Source organism: Bacillus sp. YP1 (assembly GCF_000877815.1).
GTDB lineage: Bacteria > Bacillota > Bacilli > Bacillales > Bacillaceae > Bacillus > Bacillus subtilis.
In genome coordinates, this window is sequence record NZ_CP010014.1 from 2,068,508 (window position 1) to 2,090,544 (window position 22,037).

Annotated in this window: 24 protein-coding genes; 8 read left to right on the forward strand and 16 right to left on the reverse strand. The window is 44.9% G+C overall.

Translation table 11 applies throughout. From position 1 onward, the window contains the following. Positions 1-5 precede the first annotated feature (5 nt). From QF06_RS10020 to QF06_RS10045, 6 genes are all read right to left on the reverse strand, one after another. On the reverse strand, positions 6-329 hold the full coding sequence (locus QF06_RS10020; RefSeq protein WP_003226552.1) for an iron-sulfur cluster biosynthesis family protein: 324 nt from the start codon (positions 327-329) through the stop codon (positions 6-8). Continuing rightward, a complete protein-coding gene (locus QF06_RS10025) occupies positions 326-1,357 on the reverse strand; it encodes a bifunctional GNAT family N-acetyltransferase/GrpB family protein (protein WP_043940151.1) in 1,032 nt (343 codons plus the stop codon). Before QF06_RS10025 ends, QF06_RS10020 begins: the two co-directional genes overlap by 4 nt. Then, positions 1,350-1,694 (reverse strand): antibiotic biosynthesis monooxygenase family protein, encoded by a 345-nt coding sequence (locus tag QF06_RS10030; protein ID WP_043940152.1) that lies wholly within the window; start codon positions 1,692-1,694, stop codon positions 1,350-1,352. The genes QF06_RS10025 and QF06_RS10030 overlap by 8 nt, the downstream gene beginning before the upstream one ends. A 9-nt stretch (positions 1,695-1,703) precedes the next feature. After that, on the reverse strand, positions 1,704-2,174 hold the full coding sequence (locus QF06_RS10035) for a GNAT family N-acetyltransferase (RefSeq protein ID WP_015251768.1): 471 nt from the start codon (positions 2,172-2,174) through the stop codon (positions 1,704-1,706). A gap of 185 nt (positions 2,175-2,359) precedes the next feature. Further along, positions 2,360-2,698: a YolD-like family protein gene (locus QF06_RS10040; protein ID WP_014477255.1), complete on the reverse strand. Its 339-nt coding sequence runs from the start codon at positions 2,696-2,698 to the stop codon at positions 2,360-2,362. Continuing rightward, the gene (locus QF06_RS10045) at positions 2,695-3,933 is read right to left on the reverse strand and encodes a DNA polymerase IV (protein ID WP_072175567.1); all 1,239 of its coding nucleotides are present in this window, start codon (positions 3,931-3,933) and stop codon (positions 2,695-2,697) included. The genes QF06_RS10040 and QF06_RS10045 overlap by 4 nt, the downstream gene beginning before the upstream one ends. Positions 3,934-4,098: 165 nt before the next feature. Between QF06_RS10045 and QF06_RS10050 the strand changes: the two genes are divergently transcribed. From QF06_RS10050 to QF06_RS22020, 3 genes are all read left to right on the forward strand, one after another. Further along, on the forward strand, positions 4,099-4,305 hold the full coding sequence (locus QF06_RS10050) for a YqzH family protein (protein ID WP_043940154.1): 207 nt from the start codon (positions 4,099-4,101) through the stop codon (positions 4,303-4,305). Between the two features lie 552 nt (positions 4,306-4,857). Next, a complete protein-coding gene (locus QF06_RS10055; RefSeq protein WP_029317950.1) occupies positions 4,858-6,090 on the forward strand; it encodes an MDR family MFS transporter in 1,233 nt (410 codons plus the stop codon). Positions 6,091-6,140: 50 nt separating this feature from the next. Next, entirely contained in the window at positions 6,141-6,299 is a 159-nt protein-coding gene (locus tag QF06_RS22020) for a hypothetical protein (protein WP_004398585.1), read from the forward strand. Here the strand turns inward: QF06_RS22020 and QF06_RS10060 are convergent. From QF06_RS10060 to QF06_RS10080, 5 genes are all read right to left on the reverse strand, one after another. Then, on the reverse strand, positions 6,296-6,682 hold the full coding sequence (locus tag QF06_RS10060; RefSeq protein ID WP_082044607.1) for a VOC family protein: 387 nt from the start codon (positions 6,680-6,682) through the stop codon (positions 6,296-6,298). The genes QF06_RS22020 and QF06_RS10060 overlap by 4 nt on opposite strands. A gap of 4 nt (positions 6,683-6,686) precedes the next feature. Further along, a complete protein-coding gene (coaA, locus tag QF06_RS10065) occupies positions 6,687-7,646 on the reverse strand; it encodes a type I pantothenate kinase (protein WP_043940156.1) in 960 nt (319 codons plus the stop codon). A gap of 71 nt (positions 7,647-7,717) precedes the next feature. After that, entirely contained in the window at positions 7,718-9,064 is a 1,347-nt protein-coding gene (gene dsdA, locus QF06_RS10070; protein WP_043940157.1) for a D-serine ammonia-lyase, read from the reverse strand. Between the two features lie 75 nt (positions 9,065-9,139). Continuing rightward, positions 9,140-9,919, reverse strand: coding sequence for an SDR family oxidoreductase (locus QF06_RS10075; RefSeq protein WP_043940158.1), 780 nt, complete (start codon positions 9,917-9,919; stop codon positions 9,140-9,142). A 5-nt stretch (positions 9,920-9,924) separates the two neighbouring features. Further along, positions 9,925-10,884: an MBL fold metallo-hydrolase gene (locus QF06_RS10080; protein WP_043940159.1), complete on the reverse strand. Its 960-nt coding sequence runs from the start codon at positions 10,882-10,884 to the stop codon at positions 9,925-9,927. 404 nt (positions 10,885-11,288) lie between these two features. Between QF06_RS10080 and proC the strand changes: the two genes are divergently transcribed. Beyond that, positions 11,289-12,125: a pyrroline-5-carboxylate reductase gene (gene proC / locus QF06_RS10085; protein WP_043940160.1), complete on the forward strand. Its 837-nt coding sequence runs from the start codon at positions 11,289-11,291 to the stop codon at positions 12,123-12,125. Positions 12,126-12,165: 40 nt separating this feature from the next. Here the strand turns inward: proC and QF06_RS10090 are convergent, their stop codons facing one another. After that, on the reverse strand, positions 12,166-13,809 hold the full coding sequence (locus tag QF06_RS10090; protein WP_043940161.1) for a M20/M25/M40 family metallo-hydrolase: 1,644 nt from the start codon (positions 13,807-13,809) through the stop codon (positions 12,166-12,168). Positions 13,810-13,980: 171 nt separating this feature from the next. Here QF06_RS10090 and namA point away from each other — a divergent pair, with 171 nt between their 5' ends. Both namA and QF06_RS10100 read left to right on the forward strand, forming a co-directional pair. Continuing rightward, a complete protein-coding gene (namA, locus tag QF06_RS10095) occupies positions 13,981-14,997 on the forward strand; it encodes an NADPH dehydrogenase NamA (protein ID WP_003230377.1) in 1,017 nt (338 codons plus the stop codon). A 109-nt stretch (positions 14,998-15,106) separates the two neighbouring features. After that, positions 15,107-15,868: an alpha/beta fold hydrolase gene (locus tag QF06_RS10100; protein ID WP_014477266.1), complete on the forward strand. Its 762-nt coding sequence runs from the start codon at positions 15,107-15,109 to the stop codon at positions 15,866-15,868. A 43-nt stretch (positions 15,869-15,911) separates the two neighbouring features. Here QF06_RS10100 and rpmG read toward each other — a convergent pair whose 3' ends face one another. Both rpmG and rnz read right to left on the reverse strand, forming a co-directional pair. Beyond that, on the reverse strand, positions 15,912-16,061 hold the full coding sequence (gene rpmG, locus QF06_RS10105; RefSeq protein ID WP_003226511.1) for a 50S ribosomal protein L33: 150 nt from the start codon (positions 16,059-16,061) through the stop codon (positions 15,912-15,914). Between the two features lie 81 nt (positions 16,062-16,142). Further along, positions 16,143-17,066, reverse strand: a complete 924-nt coding sequence (gene rnz, locus QF06_RS10110) for a ribonuclease Z (RefSeq protein ID WP_014477267.1) — start codon at positions 17,064-17,066, stop codon at positions 16,143-16,145. Between the two features lie 226 nt (positions 17,067-17,292). Between rnz and zwf the strand changes: the two genes are divergently transcribed. Continuing rightward, the gene (gene zwf, locus QF06_RS10115; protein ID WP_021479978.1) at positions 17,293-18,762 is read left to right on the forward strand and encodes a glucose-6-phosphate dehydrogenase; all 1,470 of its coding nucleotides are present in this window, start codon (positions 17,293-17,295) and stop codon (positions 18,760-18,762) included. Between the two features lie 122 nt (positions 18,763-18,884). Here zwf and gndA read toward each other — a convergent pair whose 3' ends face one another. Together gndA and QF06_RS10125 are read right to left on the reverse strand one after the other, a co-directional pair. Next, complete coding sequence (gndA, locus tag QF06_RS10120; protein WP_003230365.1) at positions 18,885-20,294, reverse strand: NADP-dependent phosphogluconate dehydrogenase; 1,410 nt, start codon at positions 20,292-20,294, stop codon at positions 18,885-18,887. 109 nt (positions 20,295-20,403) lie between these two features. Next, entirely contained in the window at positions 20,404-21,648 is a 1,245-nt protein-coding gene (locus QF06_RS10125) for a DNA polymerase IV (RefSeq protein ID WP_043940162.1), read from the reverse strand. A 72-nt stretch (positions 21,649-21,720) separates the two neighbouring features. On the opposite strand from QF06_RS10125, the gene mifM reads away from it, so the two are divergent. Next, positions 21,721-22,008 carry a membrane protein insertion/folding monitor MifM gene (gene mifM, locus QF06_RS10130; RefSeq protein WP_080351490.1) on the forward strand — a complete coding sequence of 96 codons (288 nt, stop codon included), beginning with the start codon at positions 21,721-21,723 and terminating at the stop codon, positions 22,006-22,008. Positions 22,009-22,037: the final 29 nt, after the last annotated feature.

Below are 22,037 nucleotides of genomic sequence, written 5' to 3' on the forward strand. Positions count from 1 at the left end.
GTCTCCTACTTTACTAATATGCTCATTCTGGGGCTGAGCATTTCAGCCGGGCTTTTCAGCGCCAATGTTTTGGCTTTTTCATTGTAATCGATCGTCATTTGATCGTCAAAAAACACTTTTTGTGACGATTGGATATACAGCGGAATGCCGTTCGTTTCCAGCTGCTCGCACTGTCCCGTTAATTCTTCTGCCAGCCAGATTGTCGGGACACCGCTTACCGCGCAGCCGCATCCTTCTGCATCGTAACGAAGCTGGGCTTTTTTCCCCGGGTTGGCGTCAAACGCCTGCTGCAGTGCCTGTTTTGCTGCATCTGTCACATGTATGTTCATAAGGTGAAACCCCCGTTTTCATCATTTTCGCTATTGTAGCATACAACACTGCCATTCGCATTGTTTCTGCCTTTTTTCCACCGCTTCGCATTTTCTTCTGCAGTCTTGATCCACTCATCTTTCCCTTGTATGTACTGATTGATGCTGTCAGGATGCTGGGCCGCCAGCCGTTTTTTGAGAATGGCGTATTCTTTCGCTATGCTTGGATGAGCTCTGAGATAATCTCTGAATAACAGATGCCTTTCAATAGCAGGGTTTCCCTGTTCGTACATATGGACATGATGAGTGCGTTTATTTCCGCCCTTTTGGAAATAACGCCTGCCCGCTATGCCGTTCTCACCTTTTGGTGTATAGCCGTTAGCCTTCATTTGTTCATCAAATTGGCTCACGGCTTCAATGCTTCTGACTTCAATTAACATATCAATGATTGGCTTCGCTGCCATGTTCGGTATTGATGTGCTTCCGATGTGATGAACAGCGATAATCTCCGGCCCGAACACAAGTTTCAGCCGTTCTTTTTCTTCATCGAAACATTCTGCCCATTTTTCGTTGTAGAGAACGACCTCAACTTTTCTTTTCGGATACAAATGAAAGACCGACAGCAATAGACCCTGCGCTGCTTTGACGGTTTCTGCCTTTTGGAATCCAGCCTGTGTATAGAGTGACACGGCCGGGGTATTGTTCTCGGCTGTGACTACTTCGATTTTCTCAGCGTCTTCATTATGATCAATGACAAATTGCAGAAGTGCTCGTCCAATTCCTTTTCTGAAACCGTCAGGATGCACAACAAGCCTGCAAATGGTGAGATGATGCATGTTTTTCTCATATGAAATGACACCGATCAGCTTGCCGTTTTTCCGATATCCCGCAAACCGTTCATGGGATGCTTGAATATCCTTCACCTTCTCTTGTAAAGCGGGAATACCGTCAAAACCGATAATCTCTGTTTCCTTTATGTAGGCGGGGATCTGTACGGCTAAAATCTCACGCGCTATCGTGGCTTCCTTATGCTGGAGAAATTCAATCATTCGTGTTCTCCTGAAACAGCCGCTGTCTCTCGACTTTTGCGACGCGGACTGCATACGACTCGTACCAAACGCTTTTTCCTTTTTCTTTTGCTGCTTGATGTTCAGTGTGATGCCTCCAATGGTTAATTGCGTCCATACTGTCCCAATAGGAAACTGTGATGCCCCTTCCATCCGCTTCACGTACGCTTTCCACGCCTAAAAATCCAGGCTGATCCGCCGCAAGCGATACCATCCGCTCCGCTGTTTCTCCATATCCTGTGTCATTTTCGCTTTTGACAGAAGAAAAAATGACTGCATAGTAAGGAGGCTCAGGTGTTTTTGATAAAAAATTCATCATATTTCCCCCTCATATGTTTTTGACAAACAGTACCCTGTCTTGGCCTGGGCCATCATAGTTTGCAAACACTGAGATGCCATTTACCGTCTTGGTGCCCTTTTCAATATCAAACCCCAATTTTGTGTGATATGCGATTGATACCTTATTCACAGGTGAAGTGACGCACTTTACCCGGGTGCAGCCTCTTTGTTTTACTGTTTCGATAAATACATCATACAATTGTTTCCCAATTTGCATTTTTCTGAAATCCGGATGCACACCGGAAAAATGAATGTACGCCGTTTCAGGATCCGATTGCGATTGAAATCCGATTAAAAATCCCGTCATGCTGTTATGTTCGGATGTAATAAAGCTTGTGTCCTGAAAATGCTCAAAAAATAGTCTCGGCAATTTTTCTTTCAGCTGTCTGCCGCCCCACCATTCATTCAGTACAGACGTTACCATTTCATAATCTGAAGACATGATTGTTCGAATATCCATTACGATTTGATCTCCCTCCGTCTGGCAAAACGAATGTCAGCTCTTTTTCTCACAATATAAAAATTATATTTTGCCTGGCTGGAATTGTAAATGCCTTCTTTCCTGTATTATACGTTTCCAGACTGCCTAGGGAACAATGTTTGATCATTTTAAACCTATTTCTCCCCCAAGCAGGAGGAGAGACTTTACAGCACAATATCAAGCACTTGATCAAGTTTCAGCTTATAAAGCTGATCCTCGTCTCCTTTTATCCATACTGCTTTTTCAAACTCTTCATACCGGCAGATCTTCCCGGTGCAGCGGACAATCTCACCGTCCTGAAAGCAGCTCACAGTGATATCCTGAGCGAACTCCATCGCGGCACAAAGCGTTTGATTCATCTCTTCCAGCTTATCGGGGTCAAGGATCGGCTTCTGCAGCTTCTGTTTAAGCCGCTTTCTCTCCAGCAGGCTTTGCTTATGTTCCGGCAGAAACATCCTGCTCCCTTCCCACAGCAGGTTGCCCCTTTTTAAATGATCGTTCATTTATAATGCCCCCCTATTTTAGCCGCACGTTCAAATGCCTGGCCTGCCGCTGTCAGTGACGCCGCCCTGATGATTGCTGTGTCGCCGAATCGATTTTTAATGCCGTCCATCACATAGCCTAGGCTCATTTTCTTTGCATAATCCTGAAATAAATTGAGCTGCCATATGTCATCAGATGAGAGCTGAGACAGATTGACACCGAGACGGCGGACAGGTTTCCCGTCCCAAAATGTAAGAAACAGCCGGCGTACAGCCTCATATACATCCTGCGTAGAATTAGTCGGCTCTGCCAGCTTCACTTGCCGGTTGAAGCCCGTCGGCCAATCAAAATCAGCACCCCGGCAGCTCACTGACACCGTCTGCCCCATGACCCCGGCGTTTCGGCTTCGCCTGCACACTTCTTCACTCAGCTCAAGCAATACGACCTTGATTTCTTTGTCAAAGTGTTCGTAGTCTCTCGGGAGAGTCATTCCATGGCCTATCGCCTTTTGCCCGTCCAGAGACGAAGTTGACACAGGGGAATAGTCGATTCCGTTTGCCGTCATCCACAGCACGTGGCCGTTAATGCCCCATTTCTTTTTTAAAAGATCGAGCGGAAAAGCCGCGAGCCCGCCGATCGTGCTGATGCCCATTCGATTTAAATGATGCTTCATGCGGCTCCCGACGCCAAACATGCTGCCCACCGGGAGCGGCCACATTTCGGTTTTCATATTTTCTTTCGTTAAGGTAAAAATGCCGTTCGTATTCTTTTTGGCAAAATTGTCACACGCAATTTTGGCCAGCGCTTTGTTAGGGCCGATTCCGACCCGTGCATAAACGCCGATCTCCCGCATGATTCTGCCCTGAATGCTTTTCGCGATCTCCATCGGCGTCCCAAACAGCTTCTGGCTGCCTGTAATGTCCATGAACTGTTCATCGATAGAATAAGGCTCCACAAGGTCTGTATACTCCTCGAGAATGGCCGTAATTTGCAGTGATACATCAATATACCGCTGCATACGCGGCCGGAGCACAACAGCCTCAGGACACTTTTCCTGCGCCTCCCACAGCCGTGAAGCATTCACCACACCCTTTTGTTTCGCCAGCGGGCAGGCAGCCAGTACGACTCCGCCCCTTTTTTCAGGGTCACCCGAAACAATGACGGGCTTATTTTTCAAATATGGATTTTCCGCTTTCTCTACAGATGCATAAAACGATTGCATGTCAACGAGAAAAATCACTTTTTCTTTCATCATACACACCTCTAAAAAGAACTTATGTTCGTTTTTCATTATATGCGAAAGTATGTTCGTTTTATACTGGTAAATGATTCTTGTCTGACAGAAAATATGATCCAAGGGTTTGAGAGAAGAAAAACATTTAGTAGAATAAAAGCGAAGCATAAGGATAGGAGAGTCATGATGGAGAAATTTGTCGAAAAAATGATGGAACAGGCATTGCGGCAATACGGCAGAAACGTTGCTATAGATCCGTTAAGCCCGTATGAAAAACAAAGCCTGAAAGCGGCTCTACAAGAGAGACGGATTGAAGAACCAGATGAGGATTTGCATGCGCATATAGAAGATATCATTTATGACTATGTCACAAACCAAGGCCTGTTCTCTTAAACGCATGACTGTCAGTTCTTTCAGCCGCTGATGCGGCTTCCCTTTGAAAACACCGCCTGAAACAAATAAACAGTCTCAGGCTTACAGAAAAAGCAGGATTTTCTCACGCTCCATAGATTCATATGGCCTGGCGTAAAATTCCCCCTCAGAACTCGCGCAAAACGGAATAAGCTGTCCATGATCACGCGTATACACTTTTTCGAAGAGATGTGCTCTCTTGTTCTGTCATGCGGCCCATGCCGGTTTTCAGCGTACATCTTGATCTCATATCCGGTTTCACTGCCGATATGATCCACGTTCTGGCGGCTTAAACTAACACACTCTCACTGACCAATCGCTTTGCTTTTCATCGGACATCCCGTCATTTTCCTTCTTCAATTTCAAGATGTCAACCCCGTCAGCCACACGCATCCTCAACGCATAGTATATTGCCATCCATACAATCAGGCATACTACATGTCAAAAACGAAATATTTTGAACGATCTATTGGAGAAGGAAATTTTTTCATATATGATAGAGAAAGATCATACATACAGGAGAGAATATAATTCATGAAGAAATGGAAAGACATCCACCCGATCAGCTGGACAATTATAATCGGAACCATTTTCGGCAGAATGGCAACATCGATGAGCATTCCTTTTTTAGCGATTTATTTGACAGCCGTCCAAGGCGCATCAGCTTCCTATGCAGGGCTGGTCATCGCCGCGAGCTCATCAGTCGGCATCCTCGCAAGCTTTTACGGCGGATATATCTCAGATAAATTCGGCAGAAAAAACATGATGCTTGTATCGATTTTCGGATGGATGCTGGTATTTGCAGGCTTTGCGGCAGCATCTCATCTCTGGGTGTTTTTTGTAGTAAACGCATTAAACGGTCTTTGCAAATCACTGTTTGAGCCCGCTTCAAAGGCCTTGCTTTCTGATATGACAGAAGAAAAAACGAGACTGCTAGTTTTTAATTTACGCTATGCGGCTATTAATATCGGCGTTGTCTTCGGACCTGTGCTTGGCCTATATTTCGGCTCATCGCAATCGACTACGCCCTTTTTGGTGCCTGCAGTCATTTACGGACTATACGGAATTGTGCTTGCCCTCCAATTTAAAAAACATCCATCCTTATCAGCACCAGCCCAGTCCCGAAATATGAGCGTGCGGGAAGCGTTTATGGTCACGCAAAAGGATTATCTTTTTACCATTGCTTTGGTCGGCATTACGCTATGCACCTTCGGCTACTCACAATTCAGTTCCACATTCCCTCAGTATATGGCGCAGAACCCCTTGATCGGCAATGGAACGAAGCTGTATGGGCTGATGCTGACATTAAACGCAATCGTTGTGTTGGCGACGCAATTTCCCATTGTCCATTTTGCAAAACGGTTTTCGCCGCTTTGTTCTCTGATGCTCGGTAATGTGATGGTTAGCATCAGCATGGCCATTTTCACCGTATCACACGGTGTTCCATCAATTGTGATGATTGTCATCACATTTACAATCGGCGAAGTGCTTTTATTCTCTATGATGGATTTGTATGTAGACCAGATTGCAAAACCAGGATTAAAAGGCACTTATTTCGGGGCAATCGGTTTTTCACAGCTCGGAAACGTCATCGGCCCTTGGGTCGGGGGGATATGTATAGACCTGTTTGGCGCTGGCCGGCCGATTTATATTTTTTCTGTCCTGAGCGGCATTACCCTGCTCGGCCTGCCATTTTTAGCGTTCGCCTATCGGCAAATGAAAATGGAGACCACAAAACACCGTTCCCGTCTGGAAAAGCCGCTTTAAATAAAAAACGGAAGAGAATGAATCTCTCCCGCAAACATGAGGTGAAGAACATGAATATAGGTGATGTGATGTTTCAGCTGTTTGTATTTATTATATTTGCCGCTGTCGTCTTTGCGGCTGTTACAGGCTTCAAGTATGCGAAAAACCGAAAAGCGCAGCTGGATCGCATTGAGAAAAAGCTGAACAGCCTGTCCGAAGATCACGATTAACAGCTTGGGGCAACGAGCTCTACCTTAATCCGGTCTGGATCCTCACAAAAGACTGCATAATGCCCGTCTCCTCCGGCAAAAGGATGCCTGTCTCGGTACAACACACGATAGCCTTTTGCCGTCAATTTTTCAGTCATCTGATCGACTTGAAGCTTGGATTCAGCATGAAATGCGATATGGTTCAGACCGACTCGGCATCTATGGTATTCCGGCTCTAGAAATGGCTCTTTCGCCTGCACAATCACTAGGTAAAAACGATCTTTCTTCCAGCTGATGCCTGAGCTCCATTTTTGATACTCTTTATAGCAAAGTTCTTTTAAGAACCAGCCCCAAAACCGCCTAGACGCCTCCAAATCAGAGACATACAGTTCAATATGATGCACAATTTCATACCCTCCTTACCAGCACTTCCTCGACCTTATGCCCGTCTCCCTTACGCAAAATGAGATCTGACCTGAATTTAGTCGGCAAAATATTTTCATATAAATTCGGCCGGTTGACACTCTCCCAAATCGAGGCTGCCATCTCGTCAGCCTCCTGATCGGACAAGTCTTTAAATTTATGAAAATATGAATCAGGATTTTGAAAAGCAGTTTCCCGAAGAAGGCGAAAACGCTCTAAATACCAAGTGAAAATCCAGCTTTCCTCCGCATCCACATAAATCGAAAAATCAAAGAAATCGGAAACAAAAATACGCGGGTTTTCCCGGTCATCCTCCAAGGTGGGCGACTGAAGAACATTAATGCCTTCAATAATCACAATATCCGCCTGTTCTACAACCTCAAACACACCTTCCTCGCGGTCATAGGTTAGATGGGAATACACCGGGGCCTTTACGCTGTCCTTTCCTGATTTTAAGTCATTCAAAAACTCAAGCAGCGCCTTTACATCATAGCTTTCAGGAAACCCTTTTCTAGACATCATATTTTTCTTTTTCAGCTCGGCAGTAGGAAATAAAAAACCATCTGTCGTGATAAGGCTCACTTTTGGACGGTCAGGCAAACGCGAAAGCAGCTTCTGCAAGATCCGCGCCGTCGTGCTTTTTCCGACTGCGACACTGCCGGCAATGCCGATAATAAACGGAATTTTGGCTGAATGTGGGTGCTTCAAAAAAACATTGACATGCTTATTGCGTTCAGCCGCAGACTTGACATGCAAATGAAGCAAGCGAACAAGCGGAATATAGATCGTTTCCACTTCTTCAACAGATAGATAATCATTCAATCCTTCCACAGCTTTTGCCTCTTCTTCAGATACAGCAATCGACAAATGCCCCCCAAAACCAGACCAAGACTCCCGATTGTGCTGTGTATATAAAGTATGTAAGTTAAGTTCTTTATTTTTCACTGTTTACACCTGACTCTCTGTAGGTTAAAACCCTTACAAAGATTGTAACGGAAAACCTTTTTACTGTCTGCTTATTTTTCATTTCGTTTTTTTAGCAAATCAGCACCGATTCGGTTATACGCAGCCATTTCATCTTTTGGAACCATGCTTCCTCCCGTTCCCCAGACGACATGTACGGCATGTTCCATCTTATATTTCTGAGCATAGTGCCTTCCCTCTTCTGTCGTAAAAAGCTGAACCGGCCCGAACATGCCGGCAAGAGCAGAGGGCTCTAAATATTTATCTTCAGATACAGCCAACATATGAAGCAAAGTATAAAGCGTATTGTCCTCTACCGTATAACAGCCGCTCAGAAGCGGTTCAATCAGCTTGCCGACAAATCCTGACGGCCTCCCTACGGCAAGTCCGTCAGCAGCCGTCTGATTATCCAGGCCGATATCCTGGACGGAGATCTTCTCGTGAAGTCCTGAATAAAGCCCTAACAGCATACAAGGTGAATGAGTTGGTTCTGCGAAAAACACATGAACATGATCTCCGTATAAAAGCTTCAGCCCAAATGCTACACCGCCCGGTCCTCCGCCGACTCCGCACGGCAGATACACAAACAAGGGCGTCTCAAGACTTGGCTTTATATTCATACAGTCAAGCTGTGTTTTTAATCGGCTTGCGGCAACAGCATATCCTAAAAACAGCTGTCGAGAATATTCATCATCAATAAAATAACAGAATGGATCTTGTTCCGCCTGCCGTCTCCCTTCGTTCACTGCTTCGCTGTAATCTGTTTCGTACTCCATAACAGTGACTCCCTTTTGGCGGAGGAGATCCTTTTTCCACTGCTTAGCATCGGCGGACATATGCACTGTCACACGAAACCCGAGTGCCGCGCCGATGATGCCGATGCTTAAACCTAGATTTCCTGTCGAACCGACAGCAATCGAATAGCGGGAGAAAAACCCGGCAAACCGCTCTTCCTGTAAGATGCGGTAATCATCGGTTTCCTGAAGCATCCCTTCTTGAAGCGCGAGATTTTCAGCATGCTTTAACACTTCATAAATCCCGCCCCTCGCTTTAATCGATCCTGAAATCGGAAGCTCATGGTCGCACTTTAAAAGCCATCTTCCCGGAAATGGCTGCTGATATGTTGCTTCCAGCTTTTCCTTCATATGCTGCACCTCAAAAAGCGGAGACTCGATGATTCCTTTAGCGCCTTTCGTCTCAGGAAACACCTCGGCAATGTAAGGTGCAAACCGCCGCATTCTTTTTTCCGCTTCCGCTATCTCGGTTGCCCACTCATCTGCACGGGGTATTGGCCCCTCTTTCTTGCCCGAATTTTCCCAGAATACAGGCTCTGCATCAATCAGTTTCTGAATAAACAGATCTTTAAGCAGAGCATGAAGGACTTCTGAATGAAATGACATTCAACAATCTCTCCCTTCCACTATCAAAAACTGCCTCGTGAGAAACAAGCCACTCCACCACAGGCAGTTCTATCATTATTTTTTCATGAGCGCGCGTCCTGCCAGCTTTTCTACAAGAGCTGGAAACAGCTGATACAGCTTAGTGCCGGCATTCATTAAACGCGGAAGATTGATCTCCCGCTTTTTCGTAAAAATTGCAGCTGTAATTTGAGCTGCCACGTCATCAGGATCAAGCATCCAGCGGCCGACATTTTTGGCGTAGTCCCCGCCTTTATCAGCAATGGAAAAAAAGTCCGTCTGAATCGGTCCCGGGTTGACTGTTGTCACATAAATGCCGGTTCCCGAAAGCTCCATCCGCAAAGCGTTTGAGTAACCTAACACGGCATGTTTGGTCGCGGAATACAGGCTCGACTTCGGTGTTGCGATTTTCCCCGCTTGAGAGGCGATATTGATGATATGGCCCTTTTTTTGCTCAAGCATTTGCGGAAGCACCGCTTTTGTACAGGCGATCAGGCCGAAGACATTCACATCAAACATCGCTTTCATGTCATCCAATGTAGAGTCTAAAACCGTTTCAAATATACCGAAGCCTGCATTGTTAATCAGTACATCAACCGAGCCGATCTGATCGCGGACCCGGATGATATCCTCTAGGCGGCCGACATCCAGAGGAAAAATCTCACACTGTCCGCTCCATTCCTCGGTTATTTTCCTTTTGATTTCTATCAAACGATCCTCGCGTCTAGCCGACAGCAGGACATGGGCTCCTTCAGCCGCGCATAAGTATGCGATTCTTTCACCAAGCCCTCCTGAAGCGCCGGTTATCCAAATCCTTTTTCCCGCTATATGTTTCACCCATTTCACCTCTTCATTGTTTTAAAGTATGCGGTATTTCCTTCCCAATATGACGTGATGGCTTCTTCAGCCTCTAACACATCAAGATGACCTGCCGTTTCTGACATCGTTAAAAACAATTCTTTTTCATATACAGCAGGAAAAAGCTGCTGACAGACCTGAAAAGCGGTCATCGGCTTTTCATCCAGCATGCGACGGACATCCTCCGTCCTGTTCCTCTGCTTGTCAAAACGCTTCTCAATCAGCGCTTGTACACCGGTGATAGGCTCGCCATGACCAGGAAATACGATTGTTGGATCAAGTTGAGACAGCCTTCGCAATGACCGCTGATAATCCACTAAAGGCTTTGACCTGACGTCTCCCGCTTTCGGCGCTTCCAAAATCGGATTAGATGAGCTGTTTGCCAGCAGTAGATCGCCGCCAAGCATCCTTCCGCTTTTTTCATGGAACAGAACGATATGCGATTCAGCATGTCCAGGCATCTCCAACACAGACCAGCCCTCAAGCCCATCTATGCCCATACCTTCTCTGATTGATTTTGTCAGAGATCTCGTACAGGAAAATGCGTACGCTGACCGAATCAGCTTTTCCGCCTTCCCCGTATCAAACGGAACGCCTAATTCAGGCAGCAGCTTTTGAAAAAAACGTTTTTGCCAATCCATAAAGGCTTGATTTCGGCTGATATAAGGTTCGTTGAATGTATGCCCAATCACTTCGATTTCATCTGAAAAGACATCAAGCAAGCCTGCATGGTCAGCATGATGGTGAGTCAGTACAACCTGCTCGATATCTGATATTTTCACATTTACAGCGGCAAGCTGCTCTTGTAGGGCTCTGGCAGCCTCTTTTGTATTCGGCCCGGCATCGATAAGTGTCAGCGCATCACCTTTTACGAGGTAAACGATAACATCGCCGACAGCAAACGGCGTCGGGACGCGGATCGCAATTACATCTTCAGTTGTCATCCTTTCGCTCCTTGTCTTCATTCATTATTCATATTTTAGCTTTTTCTCGGTCTTGTGTCATTATTGCTGAATGAGAACAAACCTTTTTGAAAAAGCTATTGACATCAGCTTGTCTGCCATTGCATAATGAACAACAAACTAAAACGAGAACCATTGGAACGCTATGACGAGGAATAGTATACAAGGCAATGGCCTAAGAGAGCGATACCCCCGGCTGAAAGGTGTTGCGGCCCGCTTGTTTGTAGAACCTGCCCTCAAGTCGCGGTTAGGAAAACCTAAACGTTTCCCGCGTTACGGGATTTGAGCTGAGCACAATTTGTGCTAATGAGGGTGGTACCGCGAACCTTTTCGTCCTTTACGTGATGAAAAGGTTTTTTTGTTGTTCTGATAGAAGGAGGATATCAATGAAAAAGATAGGATTTGTCGGCGCCGGGTCAATGGCAGAAGCAATGATCAACGGCATTTTGCAAAGCGGCATCACAAAACCAGAACATATCTATATTACAAATCGCTCAAATGACGAGCGTCTGATTGAATTAAAGGAAACGTACGGCGTGCGTCCATGCAGAGATAAAAATGAGTTTTTCACTCACACCGATATCATTATCCTCGCTTTCAAACCGAAAGACGCGGCGGAAAGCATCGACAGCATCCGGCCGTATATCAAGGACCAGCTTGTCATTTCAGTACTTGCAGGCCTTACCATCGAAACCATTCAGCATTATTTTGGCAGAAAGCTCGCGGTCATTCGCGTCATGCCTAATACATCAGCGGCAATCAGAAAATCAGCAACCGGATTTTCCGTAAGCGCGGAAGCAAGCAAGAATGATATAATTGTCGCAAAAGCTCTATTGGAAACAATCGGTGATGCAACACTGGTTGAGGAGCGGCATCTTGACGCTGTCACTGCAATTGCAGGCAGCGGCCCGGCCTACGTGTATCGTTATATTGAGGCGATGGAAAAAGCAGCACAAAAAGTAGGATTAGATAAAGAAACGGCAAAAGCACTCATTTTGCAGACAATGGCAGGGGCAACAGATATGCTCCTCCAAAGCGGCAAACAGCCGGAAAAGCTGCGTAAAGAAATCACCAGTCCTGGGGGCACTACAGAGGCAGGTCTTCGCGCTTTACAGGACTCCCGCTTTGAAGAAGCAATTATTCACTGTATTGAAGAAACAGCTAAACGGAGCGCAGAAATCAAAGAACAGTTTGCCGGTGCCGCCTTAGAGAGACATTCTTAGATGTAAGGACAAAAACAGAAGGCACAGTGCCTTCTGTTTTTTATTTTTCCCGCAGCAGCTGGCCGGCAGATTCTGATTGCTTTAATAGCGCGGAGATCGTAAATGAAAGCAAATCGGGAAGCACTTCAAAGGAATAAGGCATATACAATCTTTCCGTCCATTTATGCGGGTCTTTACCAGCCGGACCGACATTTAAAACTGGGACATATAAAGCCTGATTTTTACCGCTTGGCAATGAATACCCTCTGTTGAAGAGCGGCATATTGCTTGAGTATGCATCAACCTCCTGCTTTTCCAGCTGAAGATAACTCAAGTCCGAAAGTCCGGGGAAGTACTGAACCTCCCTTAATGCAATGCCGTATCGCTCAGCCGCATAATGCTTTAACTGATCTGCTGTATTTCTGATCAATTGATCATCCTTTGAAGAAACAGCTGGATAAAGCGGCGGACTATAAAACAGAACGATGAGCGGCGCATCCTCCTTACAAAGCGAAGCAAGCTCAGAAACAATTTTCGTCGAAAAATCCCTGTCTCCAAGCTCGCCCCTGTTAGCAAAGGCATAATTTAGAGCCCGCTCTGTTTCCGAGATCCCCGCACGCTTTTTTGCACGCGAGACCAGCTCATCAAATGTCAAAACAGTGACATCCCGCTCAATCGGCTGAAATGGCTCAAATTGTTGAAAATCCTGTGTTTTCTTCCGAACGTTCGACATGATTTCCTCCGCCGCCTGTTCTGCTGTTTTAAGCAGCATCTGATGCAGCTCACTAGCTGAGCGTTTCATTGACAGCACATTAAATAATGTGACAGCTGTATGCGGTGTCTGGACTGAATATGCCTCTTTCAAGTCCTTTTGCATTAAGTTTACCGGCGGCGGAGTGACCTCGCCATCAACCTTTTCGCAATAATCAGCATTCAGTTCAAGCAAACTGTTAATCTCAGATACCATTAAATTTGCGTTTAGGCCTGAAAACGGCTCTCCAACATGTGTCTCAATCCCCTTGCAGAAAAAACCCGCAAGCACCTTTCCAATGCTTCCTGTATAAAAATATTGCTGTTGATCGCCGGGAAATTTTTCAAACATCGGTTCGGCATTCAGGCAAGCGGTTAATGTGATATCATGCTTTTTCTCCATTTCCTTCAAGGCAGGAACCGCTTCAATCATGCCTCTTGAATTCACTTCCTCGTCCGGAACCGTTATCAACAGCAGATTGCCCTCAAAATGTCCGTTCATTGCCCTCTCCAGCATCGACAGTTGAACACAAAGCCCCGCTTTCATATCCATCGTCCCTCTTCCGAACAGCCAGTCTCCGCTTTCGGCATCTCTTCTCACACGTTCCGGGAGCAGCTCTTTTTTCTCTAAAAAGGAGCTCAAAAGCTCAGCAGGCTTGCAAGCCATATGTTTAAATTCGCCGTAATCTTCTATGTCAACGACATCAAAATGACTCAGCAGAAGCACTGTCTTTTTGACATTCTTCTTTTTGACTAGAGCCGTAAGAAAAGATCTGCCATCGTCCATCGGATGAAGTGTTACATCATCAGGGTGCTTTTGAAAATAGGGCTTGTCCTTCAAAATAAAATAAAGATACTCTGCAAGCGCTGCCTCGCCCTTTGAACCGGTGATGCTTTCGTATTGCACAAGAGAAGTTAAAAGTGCCAGCAATTCGTCCTTCGTCTGCCAATTCATTGATTCCGCCCCTCCTATGAATAAAAATGCTTCAATACTGAAAAATAAACTGATTTCTCGTCTATTATACAGAAATGTTTGACAAAAGCGGTTCTTTTGAGCAGTTTATATGACGGGAAAGAAATGACTTGATATAATCAATCTCTAAAAACCTTACGGGAGGCGAAAGAAATGGCCAGAAAATTATTTACACCTATTACAATTAAAGATATGACGTTAAAAAACCGCATTGTCATGTCGCCAATGTGCATGTATTCTTCTCATGAAAAGGACGGAAAATTAACACCGTTCCACATGGCACATTACATATCGCGCGCAATCGGCCAGGTCGGACTGATTATTGTAGAGGCGTCAGCGGTTAACCCTCAAGGACGAATCACTGACCAAGACTTAGGCATTTGGAGCGACGAGCATATTGAAGGCTTTGCCAAACTGACTGAGCAGGTCAAAGAACAAGGTTCAAAAATCGGCATTCAGCTTGCCCATGCCGGACGTAAAGCTGAGCTTGAAGGAGATATCTTCGCTCCATCGGCGATTGCGTTTGATGAACAATCAGCAACACCTGTAGAAATGTCAGCAGAAAAAGTAAAAGAAACAGTTCAGGAGTTCAAGCAAGCGGCTGCCCGCGCAAAAGAAGCCGGCTTTGATGTGATTGAAATTCATGCGGCGCACGGATATTTAATTCATGAATTTTTGTCTCCGCTTTCCAACCATCGCACAGATGAATACGGCGGCTCACCTGAAAACCGCTATCGTTTCTTGAGAGAGATCATTGATGAAGTCAAACAAGTATGGGACGGTCCTTTATTTGTCCGTGTATCTGCTTCTGACTACACTGACAAAGGCTTAGACATTGCCGATCACATCGGTTTTGCAAAATGGATGAAGGAGCAGGGAGTTGACTTAATTGACTGCAGCTCAGGCGCCCTTGTTCACGCAGACATTAACGTATTCCCTGGCTATCAGGTCAGCTTCGCTGAGAAAATCCGTGAACAGGCGGACATGGCTACTGGTGCCGTCGGCATGATTACAGACGGTTCAATGGCTGAAGAAATTCTGCAAAACGGACGTGCCGACCTCATCTTTATCGGCAGAGAGCTTTTGCGGGATCCATTCTTTGCAAGAACTGCTGCGAAACAGCTCAATACAGAGATTCCGGCCCCTGTTCAATACGAAAGAGGCTGGTAATGCCCATAAGAGATATCCTGTAGAGGATATCTCTTTTTTTATTTTTAGAGAAACGATCGGCTAAGGTTCTCCGTCTCCCTAGTAGAACCAATTAGAGGAGATGACTCCAATGAAATCAGCTTGGATGGAAAAGACATATACAATTGACGGATGTGCGTTTCATACACAACACCGGAAAGGATCAAGCGGTGTAACGATTGTCTTTGAGGCCGGCTATGGTACTTCTTCTGAGACGTGGAAACCATTAATGGCGGACATTGATGATGAATTTGGCATTTTCACATATGATCGGGCAGGCATAGGAAAAAGCGGGCAAAGCAGAGCTAAACGAACAGCTGATCAACAAGTGAAAGAATTGGAGAGTTTGCTTAAAGCAGCTGATGTAAAACCTCCTTATTTGGCTGTTTCACACTCATACGGAGCTGTCATCACCGGTTTATGGGCCTGCAAAAACAAGTATGATATTATCGGCATGGTCCTTCTTGACCCAGCTTTAGGCGATTGCGCCAGCTTTACCTTTATACCCGAAGAAATGCACAAATCACATACGAGAAAGATGATGCTTGAGGGCACACATGCAGAGTTTTCAAAAAGTCTGCAGGAGCTCAAAAAGCGGCAAGTCCACTTAGGAAACATGCCTCTTCTTGTGTTGTCATCAGGAGAACGGACTGAGAAATTCGCTGCTGAACAGGAGTGGCAAAACTTGCACAGCAGCATATTGTCTCTATCTAACCAAAGCGGCTGGATTCAAGCTAAAAACAGCTCCCACAACATCCATCATGATGAACCTCATATCGTTCACTTGGCTATTTATGACGTATGGTGCGCAGCGTGCCAGCAGGCCGCTCCTCTTTACCAGGCAGTCAATTAACGTAAAAAAAGACCGGGCCGTAAGGGATTCCCGGTCTTTTATATTATTTTGTTTCACGGTGAAGGGTATATTTCTTTAAACGCGGTGAATATTTTTTCAGCTCCAAACGGTCTGGATTGGTGCGTTTATTTTTTGTTGTGATGTAATTTCGGTCTCCCGTTTCAGTGCAGGCTAAAGTAACATTTACTCTCATAATTAACATCTCCTTATAAAGCGTAATGATTACGTTTTATTATACAACGTCATCACAAATTGTCAAATAAGAGCTCCGCCTTCAGCCTCGCGGGACGTTTACCTCTAAGAAATCATATGCCGCCACGCTATTGGGGAAAACGTCAACCGCTTCTTTTTGAAGCTCCAAAGAAGCATCTCCCTGATATCTTGCGCTGATATGGGTTAAAATGAGCTGCTTCGCTCTTGCTTCTTTCGCTGTTACAGCCGCTTGTTCCGTTGTACTGTGATAATAATCATAAGCAAGTTTACGGTCTTCCTTAGCAAAGGTTGCTTCATGAACAAGCACATCACAATCCCTCGCAAGCTCTTTTAGTTTGTCACTTACTCTCGTATCACCGGAGAACACAACAGATCTTCCCTTTTTAGGAGGCTCCAGAAAATCATTCCCATTGATGATTCGTCCGTCTTCAAGCGTTACCGTTTCGCCTTTTTTGATTTTCTGATATACAGGTCCGGGCGGGATGTTCATTTCTTTTAATACATCAGCCTTCAAGGAACCCGGTACGTCTTTTTCCTGCACACGGTACCCGAAGGCTTCCACTCCATGAATAACAGATACCGCTGTGACAATAAACTGATCGTCCTCAAACACGATTCCTTCTTCAATTTCCTGGACCGCAAGCGGATATGTCAAATGGGTCTTCGTGACGGCAAGGCTTGTTTCAATAAACGCCTTGATCCCTTTAGGTCCGTACACTGTCAGCTCGTCCTCTCCGCCTTGAAAGGAACGGCTCCCCAGAAGCCCCGGAAGTCCGTATACATGATCGCCGTGCATGTGTGTAATAAAGATTTTCTCTATTTTACGAGGTTTAATCGTTGTATGTAAAATTTGATGCTGTGTGGCTTCCCCGCAGTCAAAAAGCCATACCGAACGCCTTTCTTCAAGCAATTTTAATGCCACCGACGTTACATTTCTCGCCTTGGCGGGAATGCCGGCTCCCGTCCCTAAAAAAAGTAATTCCACGTTTCCTTCCTCCTACTAGAACCAGATACCTACAAGAATACAGGATCAAGCTCAAAATGTGAATCTTGCCTCTGAAAAGAACAATCCTTTCGTGCTAGAAACATTTTTTCAGCATTCTGCTTAAAAAAGGGCTTAAATGTTTGCTTTCGTTGAATTTTAGATTTAAAATGAAGGAAATATACGGGGTGTACTAAAATAAAGCTTCGAATAAAGTGAGGTACTTTTAGTGAAAACAAACCAACAACCAAAAGCAGTAATTGTCATATTCGGTGCAACTGGAGATTTAGCAAAACGAAAATTGTATCCGTCTATTCACCGTTTATATCAAAACGGACAAATCGGAGAAGAGTTTGCAGTGGTAGGAGTTGGAAGAAGACCTTGGTCTAATGAGGATCTTCGCCAAACTGTTAAAACATCCATTTCCTCATCTGCAGATAAGCATATAGATGATTTCACGTCTCATTTTTACTATCACCCGTTTGACGTGACAAACCCTGGTTCTTATCAAGAGCTAAACGTATTGCTTAACCAGCTGGAAGATACATATCAAATTCCTAACAACAGAATGTTCTACTTGGCAATGGCTCCTGAATTCTTCGGAACGATTGCAAAAACATTAAAATCAGAGGGTGTAACAGCTACAACCGGCTGGTCCCGCCTTGTCATCGAAAAACCGTTCGGCCATGATCTGCCAAGCGCACAGGCATTGAATAAAGAAATCCGCGAAGCATTTACGGAAGATCAAATTTACAGAATCGACCATTATCTAGGCAAACAAATGGTTCAGAACATTGAAGTGATTCGATTTGCCAATGCGATTTTCGAACCGCTTTGGACAAACCGCTACATTTCAAACATTCAAATCACATCTAGCGAATCACTAGGCGTTGAAGACCGCGCAAGATATTACGAAAAATCAGGCGCCCTTCGCGACATGGTGCAAAACCATATTATGCAGATGGTTGCCCTTCTTGCAATGGAGCCGCCTATCAAATTGAACACAGAAGAAATCCGCAGCGAAAAAGTGAAGGTGCTGAGAGCACTGCGTCCTATTGCAAAAGACGAAGTGGATGAATACTTTGTGCGCGGACAATATCAAGCTGGTGAAATTGACGGTGTACCGGTTCCTGCTTATACAGATGAAGATAATGTCGCTCCTGACTCCAATACAGAAACCTTTGTTGCAGGCAAGCTCTTGATCGACAACTTCAGATGGGCTGGTGTTCCATTCTACATCAGAACCGGAAAACGAATGAAAGAAAAGTCCACAAAAATTGTCGTTCAATTTAAGGACATTCCGATGAATCTGTACTACGGTAATGAAAACAACATGAATCCGAACTTGCTTGTCATTCATATCCAGCCTGACGAAGGCATTACGCTTTACTTAAATGCTAAAAAGCTTGGCGGAGCAGCACACGCACAGCCAATCAAACTCGATTATTGCAGCAATTGCAATGACGAGTTGAACACCCCTGAAGCATATGAAAAACTAATTCACGACTGTCTTCTTGGCGATGCAACAAACTTTGCACACTGGGATGAAGTTGCCCTTTCTTGGAGCTTTGTCGACTCTATTTCTGAAACATGGGCAGCAAACAAAACCTTATCTCCTAACTATGAATCAGGCTCAATGGGACCGAAAGAATCTGATGATCTTTTGGCGAAAGACAGCTTACACTGGTGGAATATATAATAAGAAGAAAAAAGCCGAAAATGTTTACAAGCATTTTCGGCTTTTTTACGCTGAACAAAGGTATAACAATCTCTTTAATAACAAAACCCCCAAAGCTTAAGAGCTTCGGGGGTTTCTATTGATTACTTCATCCATTCAGTATGGAAGATGCCTTCTTTGTCAGTACGCTCATACGTATGAGCGCCAAAGTAGTCGCGCTGTGCTTGGATTAAGTTTGCAGGCAGTACGGCTGTGCGGTAGCTGTCATAGTAGGCTAATGCGCTTGAGAATGATGGCACCGGCACACCTTGGGCAACTGCAAGTGAAATCACTTGGCGAAGCGCTCCTTGGTAGCTTTCTACAATATTCTTGAAATAGCTGTCAAGAAGCAGGTTGTCAAGCTCAGGCTCGCGATCGTAAGCTTCTTTGATCTTCTGAAGGAATGCCGCGCGAATGATGCAGCCACCGCGGAAGATCATAGCGATTTCACCATATTTCAGATCCCAGTTGTATTCTTCAGAAGCAGCTTTCATTTGGGCAAATCCTTGCGCGTACGAGCAGATTTTACTCATGAACAACGCTTTTCTGACCGCTTCAATCAGCTCTTCTTTATTTTCTGTAACAGGCTTCACTTCTGGTCCTGAAAGAAGGCCGCTCGCTTTCACACGCTCTTCCTTCATAGCTGAGATAAAGCGCGCGAATACAGATTCAGTAATAATCGGAAGCGGAACACCTAAGTCAAGTGCGCTTTGGCTTGTCCATTTTCCTGTTCCTTTTTGGCCTGCTTTATCAAGAATCACATCAACAAGCGGTTTGCCTGTTTCTTCGTCTTTTTTCGTAAAGATGTCAGCTGTAATCTCAATCAAGTAGCTGTCAAGCTCACCTTTATTCCATTCAGCGAAAACTTCGTGAAGCTCATCAGCAGAAAGGCCCAGCACCTGTTTCAGAATGAAATATGATTCAGAGATCAGCTGCATATCTCCGTATTCAATTCCGTTGTGCACCATTTTTACGTAATGGCCGGCGCCGTCCGGACCGATATATGTCGTACAAGGTTCTCCGTCAACTTTTGCAGAAATGGCTTCAAGAATCGGTTTTACAAGCTCATGTGCTTCTTTTTGTCCGCCAGGCATGATAGAAGGTCCTTTAAGCGCCCCTTCTTCTCCGCCGGAAACGCCTGTTCCGATAAAATGAATGCCGCTTTCAGCGAGTTCTTTGTTACGGCGCTGTGTATCTTTATAGTATGTATTACCGCCGTCAATTAAAATATCATCCTTCTCTAGATGAGGAAGAAGAGATTGAATTGTCGCATCTGTTGCAGTTCCCGCTTTAACCATTAATAAGATTTTGCGCGGTGTTTCCAAGGATTGGACAAATTCTTCAATGCTGTAAGTGCCAACAACATTTTTTCCTTTTGCCTCCTGTAAAAACTCCTCAGTTTTACTGCTTGATCTGTTGTAAACAGAAACAGAAAATCCCCGGCTTTCGATATTTAAAGCCAGATTTTTACCCATGACCGCAAGTCCGATAACGCCGATTTGTTGTTTTGACATATTCTAACGTCCCTTCTGCAAACGTTTAATCATTTTAAAATTTAAATTAAAATAAAATGATATTTATAATAAAGAAATTACCATACATTCACCCTTTTTTTCAAGCGATTCAGCTTTTCTTTTCATCTTGAAAAAAATCTTTATTAAAGCTTGTTCCCTGTGTTTTGCTCTCCTCTTTTTTTAATGTTGCCCCTTTTCTGATCAGTTTGGTACCGTACTTTTTATTCAGCTTTTCCATCATCTGCTGAATGGGCTCATCCTTCGCATCCTCATTAAAGCTGAACAAATCGAGCTGCTTATAGGCCTGCTCTTTTTCTACTAAATCCGTTCCGGTAATGCCAAGCAGCCTGACAGGATTTTTACTCCAATGTTTAAAAAAGAGGTGCTCCGCTTCTTTCAAAATGTCGTTTTTTTGATCAATCGGGTTTCTCAGCGTGGTGCTTCTTGTGATGGTTTTCCAATCCGCATATCTAATCATAATAAAAAGCTTCGAAGCCATGACTTCCTTGCGCTGTAAACGGGCACTCACAGAAGCGGCAAGCTTTCTAAAAACGCCTAACAGCTCTTCTTCATCACTGGAATCATGGGAAAGTGTCGATGAGTTGCCGACGCTTTTAAATTCGTAAATGCGCTCCGGGTCAACCGGCGCATGGTGAATGCCATTTGCTTTATTTTTAAGGCGCGGACCGTTGATGCCAAGCAGGCGCTTCAGCGAGTGTTCATCAGCTGCAGCTAGCTCTCCGATTGTATGGATGCCGAGTCCCTTCAGTTTTTCCGCTGTCTTTTTGCCGACTCCGTGCATCTCTCCAACAGGAAGCGGCCACAGGATATCAGGCACTTGCCTCTTTCTTAAGATCGTAATTCCAAGCGGTTTTTTCATATCAGACGCCATCTTAGCGAGAAATTTATTCGGCGCGATTCCTATGCTTGACGGAAGCAGCAGCTCTTTTTGCAATCTGCTTTGGATTTCTTTTGCCGTCTCCAGAGCCCGGCTGCTGTATGGTGTATCGGTCATGTCCATATAGCCCTCATCGATGGAGACAGGCTCCACCAGGTCAGTATATTCACGGAGAATGGTAAACATCGCTCGTGAAGAGTTTCTATAGCGGTCAAAGTTCGGCGGAAGAACGATGAGCTCTGGACAATGGCGCTTCGCTTGCCAAACCGGCATCGTTGTTTTGACGCCGCGCGCCCTTGCTTCGTAGCTGCATGTCACCACAATGCCCTTTCGCTCCTTTACGTTTCCGGCAACTGCGACCGGCTTTCCCCGGAGAGCCGGATCATATGCCATTTCAACCGATGCATAAAAGCTATTCATATCAATATGGAAAATAATTCGGCTCTTTCCCGGCATAAACAAATCTCCTTTTCGTTCATTAGACAACGGCTTGTACATATAGTAAAATGAAGGGACTGAATGGATGTGATTAAAATGTTTGTGGAATCGATAAATGACGTTTTATTCTTAGTCGATTTTTTCACAATTATTCTTCCTGCTCTGACGGCAATCGGGATTGCATTCCTCTTACGGGAGTGCCGTGCCGGCGAGCAATGGAAATCCAAACGAACAGATGAACATCAGACAGTCTTTCACATTAACCGAACAGACTTTCTTATTATTATATATCATCGCATTACAACTTGGATACGTAAAGTCTTCCGCATGAATTCGCCTGTGAATGATGAGGAAGACGCCAGTTCTCTTCTTTTATAAACCGCATTTATAAAAAGGAGGAGAACAAA

What these genes read in the sequence shown, in the direction of transcription:
- QF06_RS10020 (WP_003226552.1), bottom strand. Translation starts at nt 329, where the DNA reads ATGAACATACATGTGACAGATGCAGCAAAACAGGCACTGCAGCAGGCG.
- QF06_RS10025 (WP_043940151.1), bottom strand. Translation starts at nt 1,357, where the DNA reads ATGATTGAATTTCTCCAGCATAAGGAAGCCACGATAGCGCGTGAGATT.
- QF06_RS10030 (WP_043940152.1), bottom strand. Translation starts at nt 1,694, where the DNA reads ATGATGAATTTTTTATCAAAAACACCTGAGCCTCCTTACTATGCAGTC.
- QF06_RS10035 (WP_015251768.1), bottom strand. Translation starts at nt 2,174, where the DNA reads ATGGATATTCGAACAATCATGTCTTCAGATTATGAAATGGTAACGTCT.
- QF06_RS10040 (WP_014477255.1), bottom strand. Translation starts at nt 2,698, where the DNA reads ATGAACGATCATTTAAAAAGGGGCAACCTGCTGTGGGAAGGGAGCAGG.
- QF06_RS10045 (WP_072175567.1), bottom strand. Translation starts at nt 3,933, where the DNA reads ATGATGAAAGAAAAAGTGATTTTTCTCGTTGACATGCAATCGTTTTAT.
- QF06_RS10050 (WP_043940154.1), top strand. Translation starts at nt 4,099, where the DNA reads ATGGAGAAATTTGTCGAAAAAATGATGGAACAGGCATTGCGGCAATAC.
- QF06_RS10055 (WP_029317950.1), top strand. Translation starts at nt 4,858, where the DNA reads ATGAAGAAATGGAAAGACATCCACCCGATCAGCTGGACAATTATAATC.
- QF06_RS22020 (WP_004398585.1), top strand. Translation starts at nt 6,141, where the DNA reads ATGAATATAGGTGATGTGATGTTTCAGCTGTTTGTATTTATTATATTT.
- dsdA (WP_043940157.1), bottom strand. Translation starts at nt 9,064, where the DNA reads ATGTCATTTCATTCAGAAGTCCTTCATGCTCTGCTTAAAGATCTGTTT.
- QF06_RS10080 (WP_043940159.1), bottom strand. Translation starts at nt 10,884, where the DNA reads ATGACAACTGAAGATGTAATTGCGATCCGCGTCCCGACGCCGTTTGCT.
- proC (WP_043940160.1), top strand. Translation starts at nt 11,289, where the DNA reads ATGAAAAAGATAGGATTTGTCGGCGCCGGGTCAATGGCAGAAGCAATG.
- QF06_RS10090 (WP_043940161.1), bottom strand. Translation starts at nt 13,809, where the DNA reads ATGAATTGGCAGACGAAGGACGAATTGCTGGCACTTTTAACTTCTCTT.
- namA (WP_003230377.1), top strand. Translation starts at nt 13,981, where the DNA reads ATGGCCAGAAAATTATTTACACCTATTACAATTAAAGATATGACGTTA.
- QF06_RS10100 (WP_014477266.1), top strand. Translation starts at nt 15,107, where the DNA reads ATGAAATCAGCTTGGATGGAAAAGACATATACAATTGACGGATGTGCG.
- rpmG (WP_003226511.1), bottom strand. Translation starts at nt 16,061, where the DNA reads ATGAGAGTAAATGTTACTTTAGCCTGCACTGAAACGGGAGACCGAAAT.
- gndA (WP_003230365.1), bottom strand. Translation starts at nt 20,294, where the DNA reads ATGTCAAAACAACAAATCGGCGTTATCGGACTTGCGGTCATGGGTAAA.
- QF06_RS10125 (WP_043940162.1), bottom strand. Translation starts at nt 21,648, where the DNA reads ATGCCGGGAAAGAGCCGAATTATTTTCCATATTGATATGAATAGCTTT.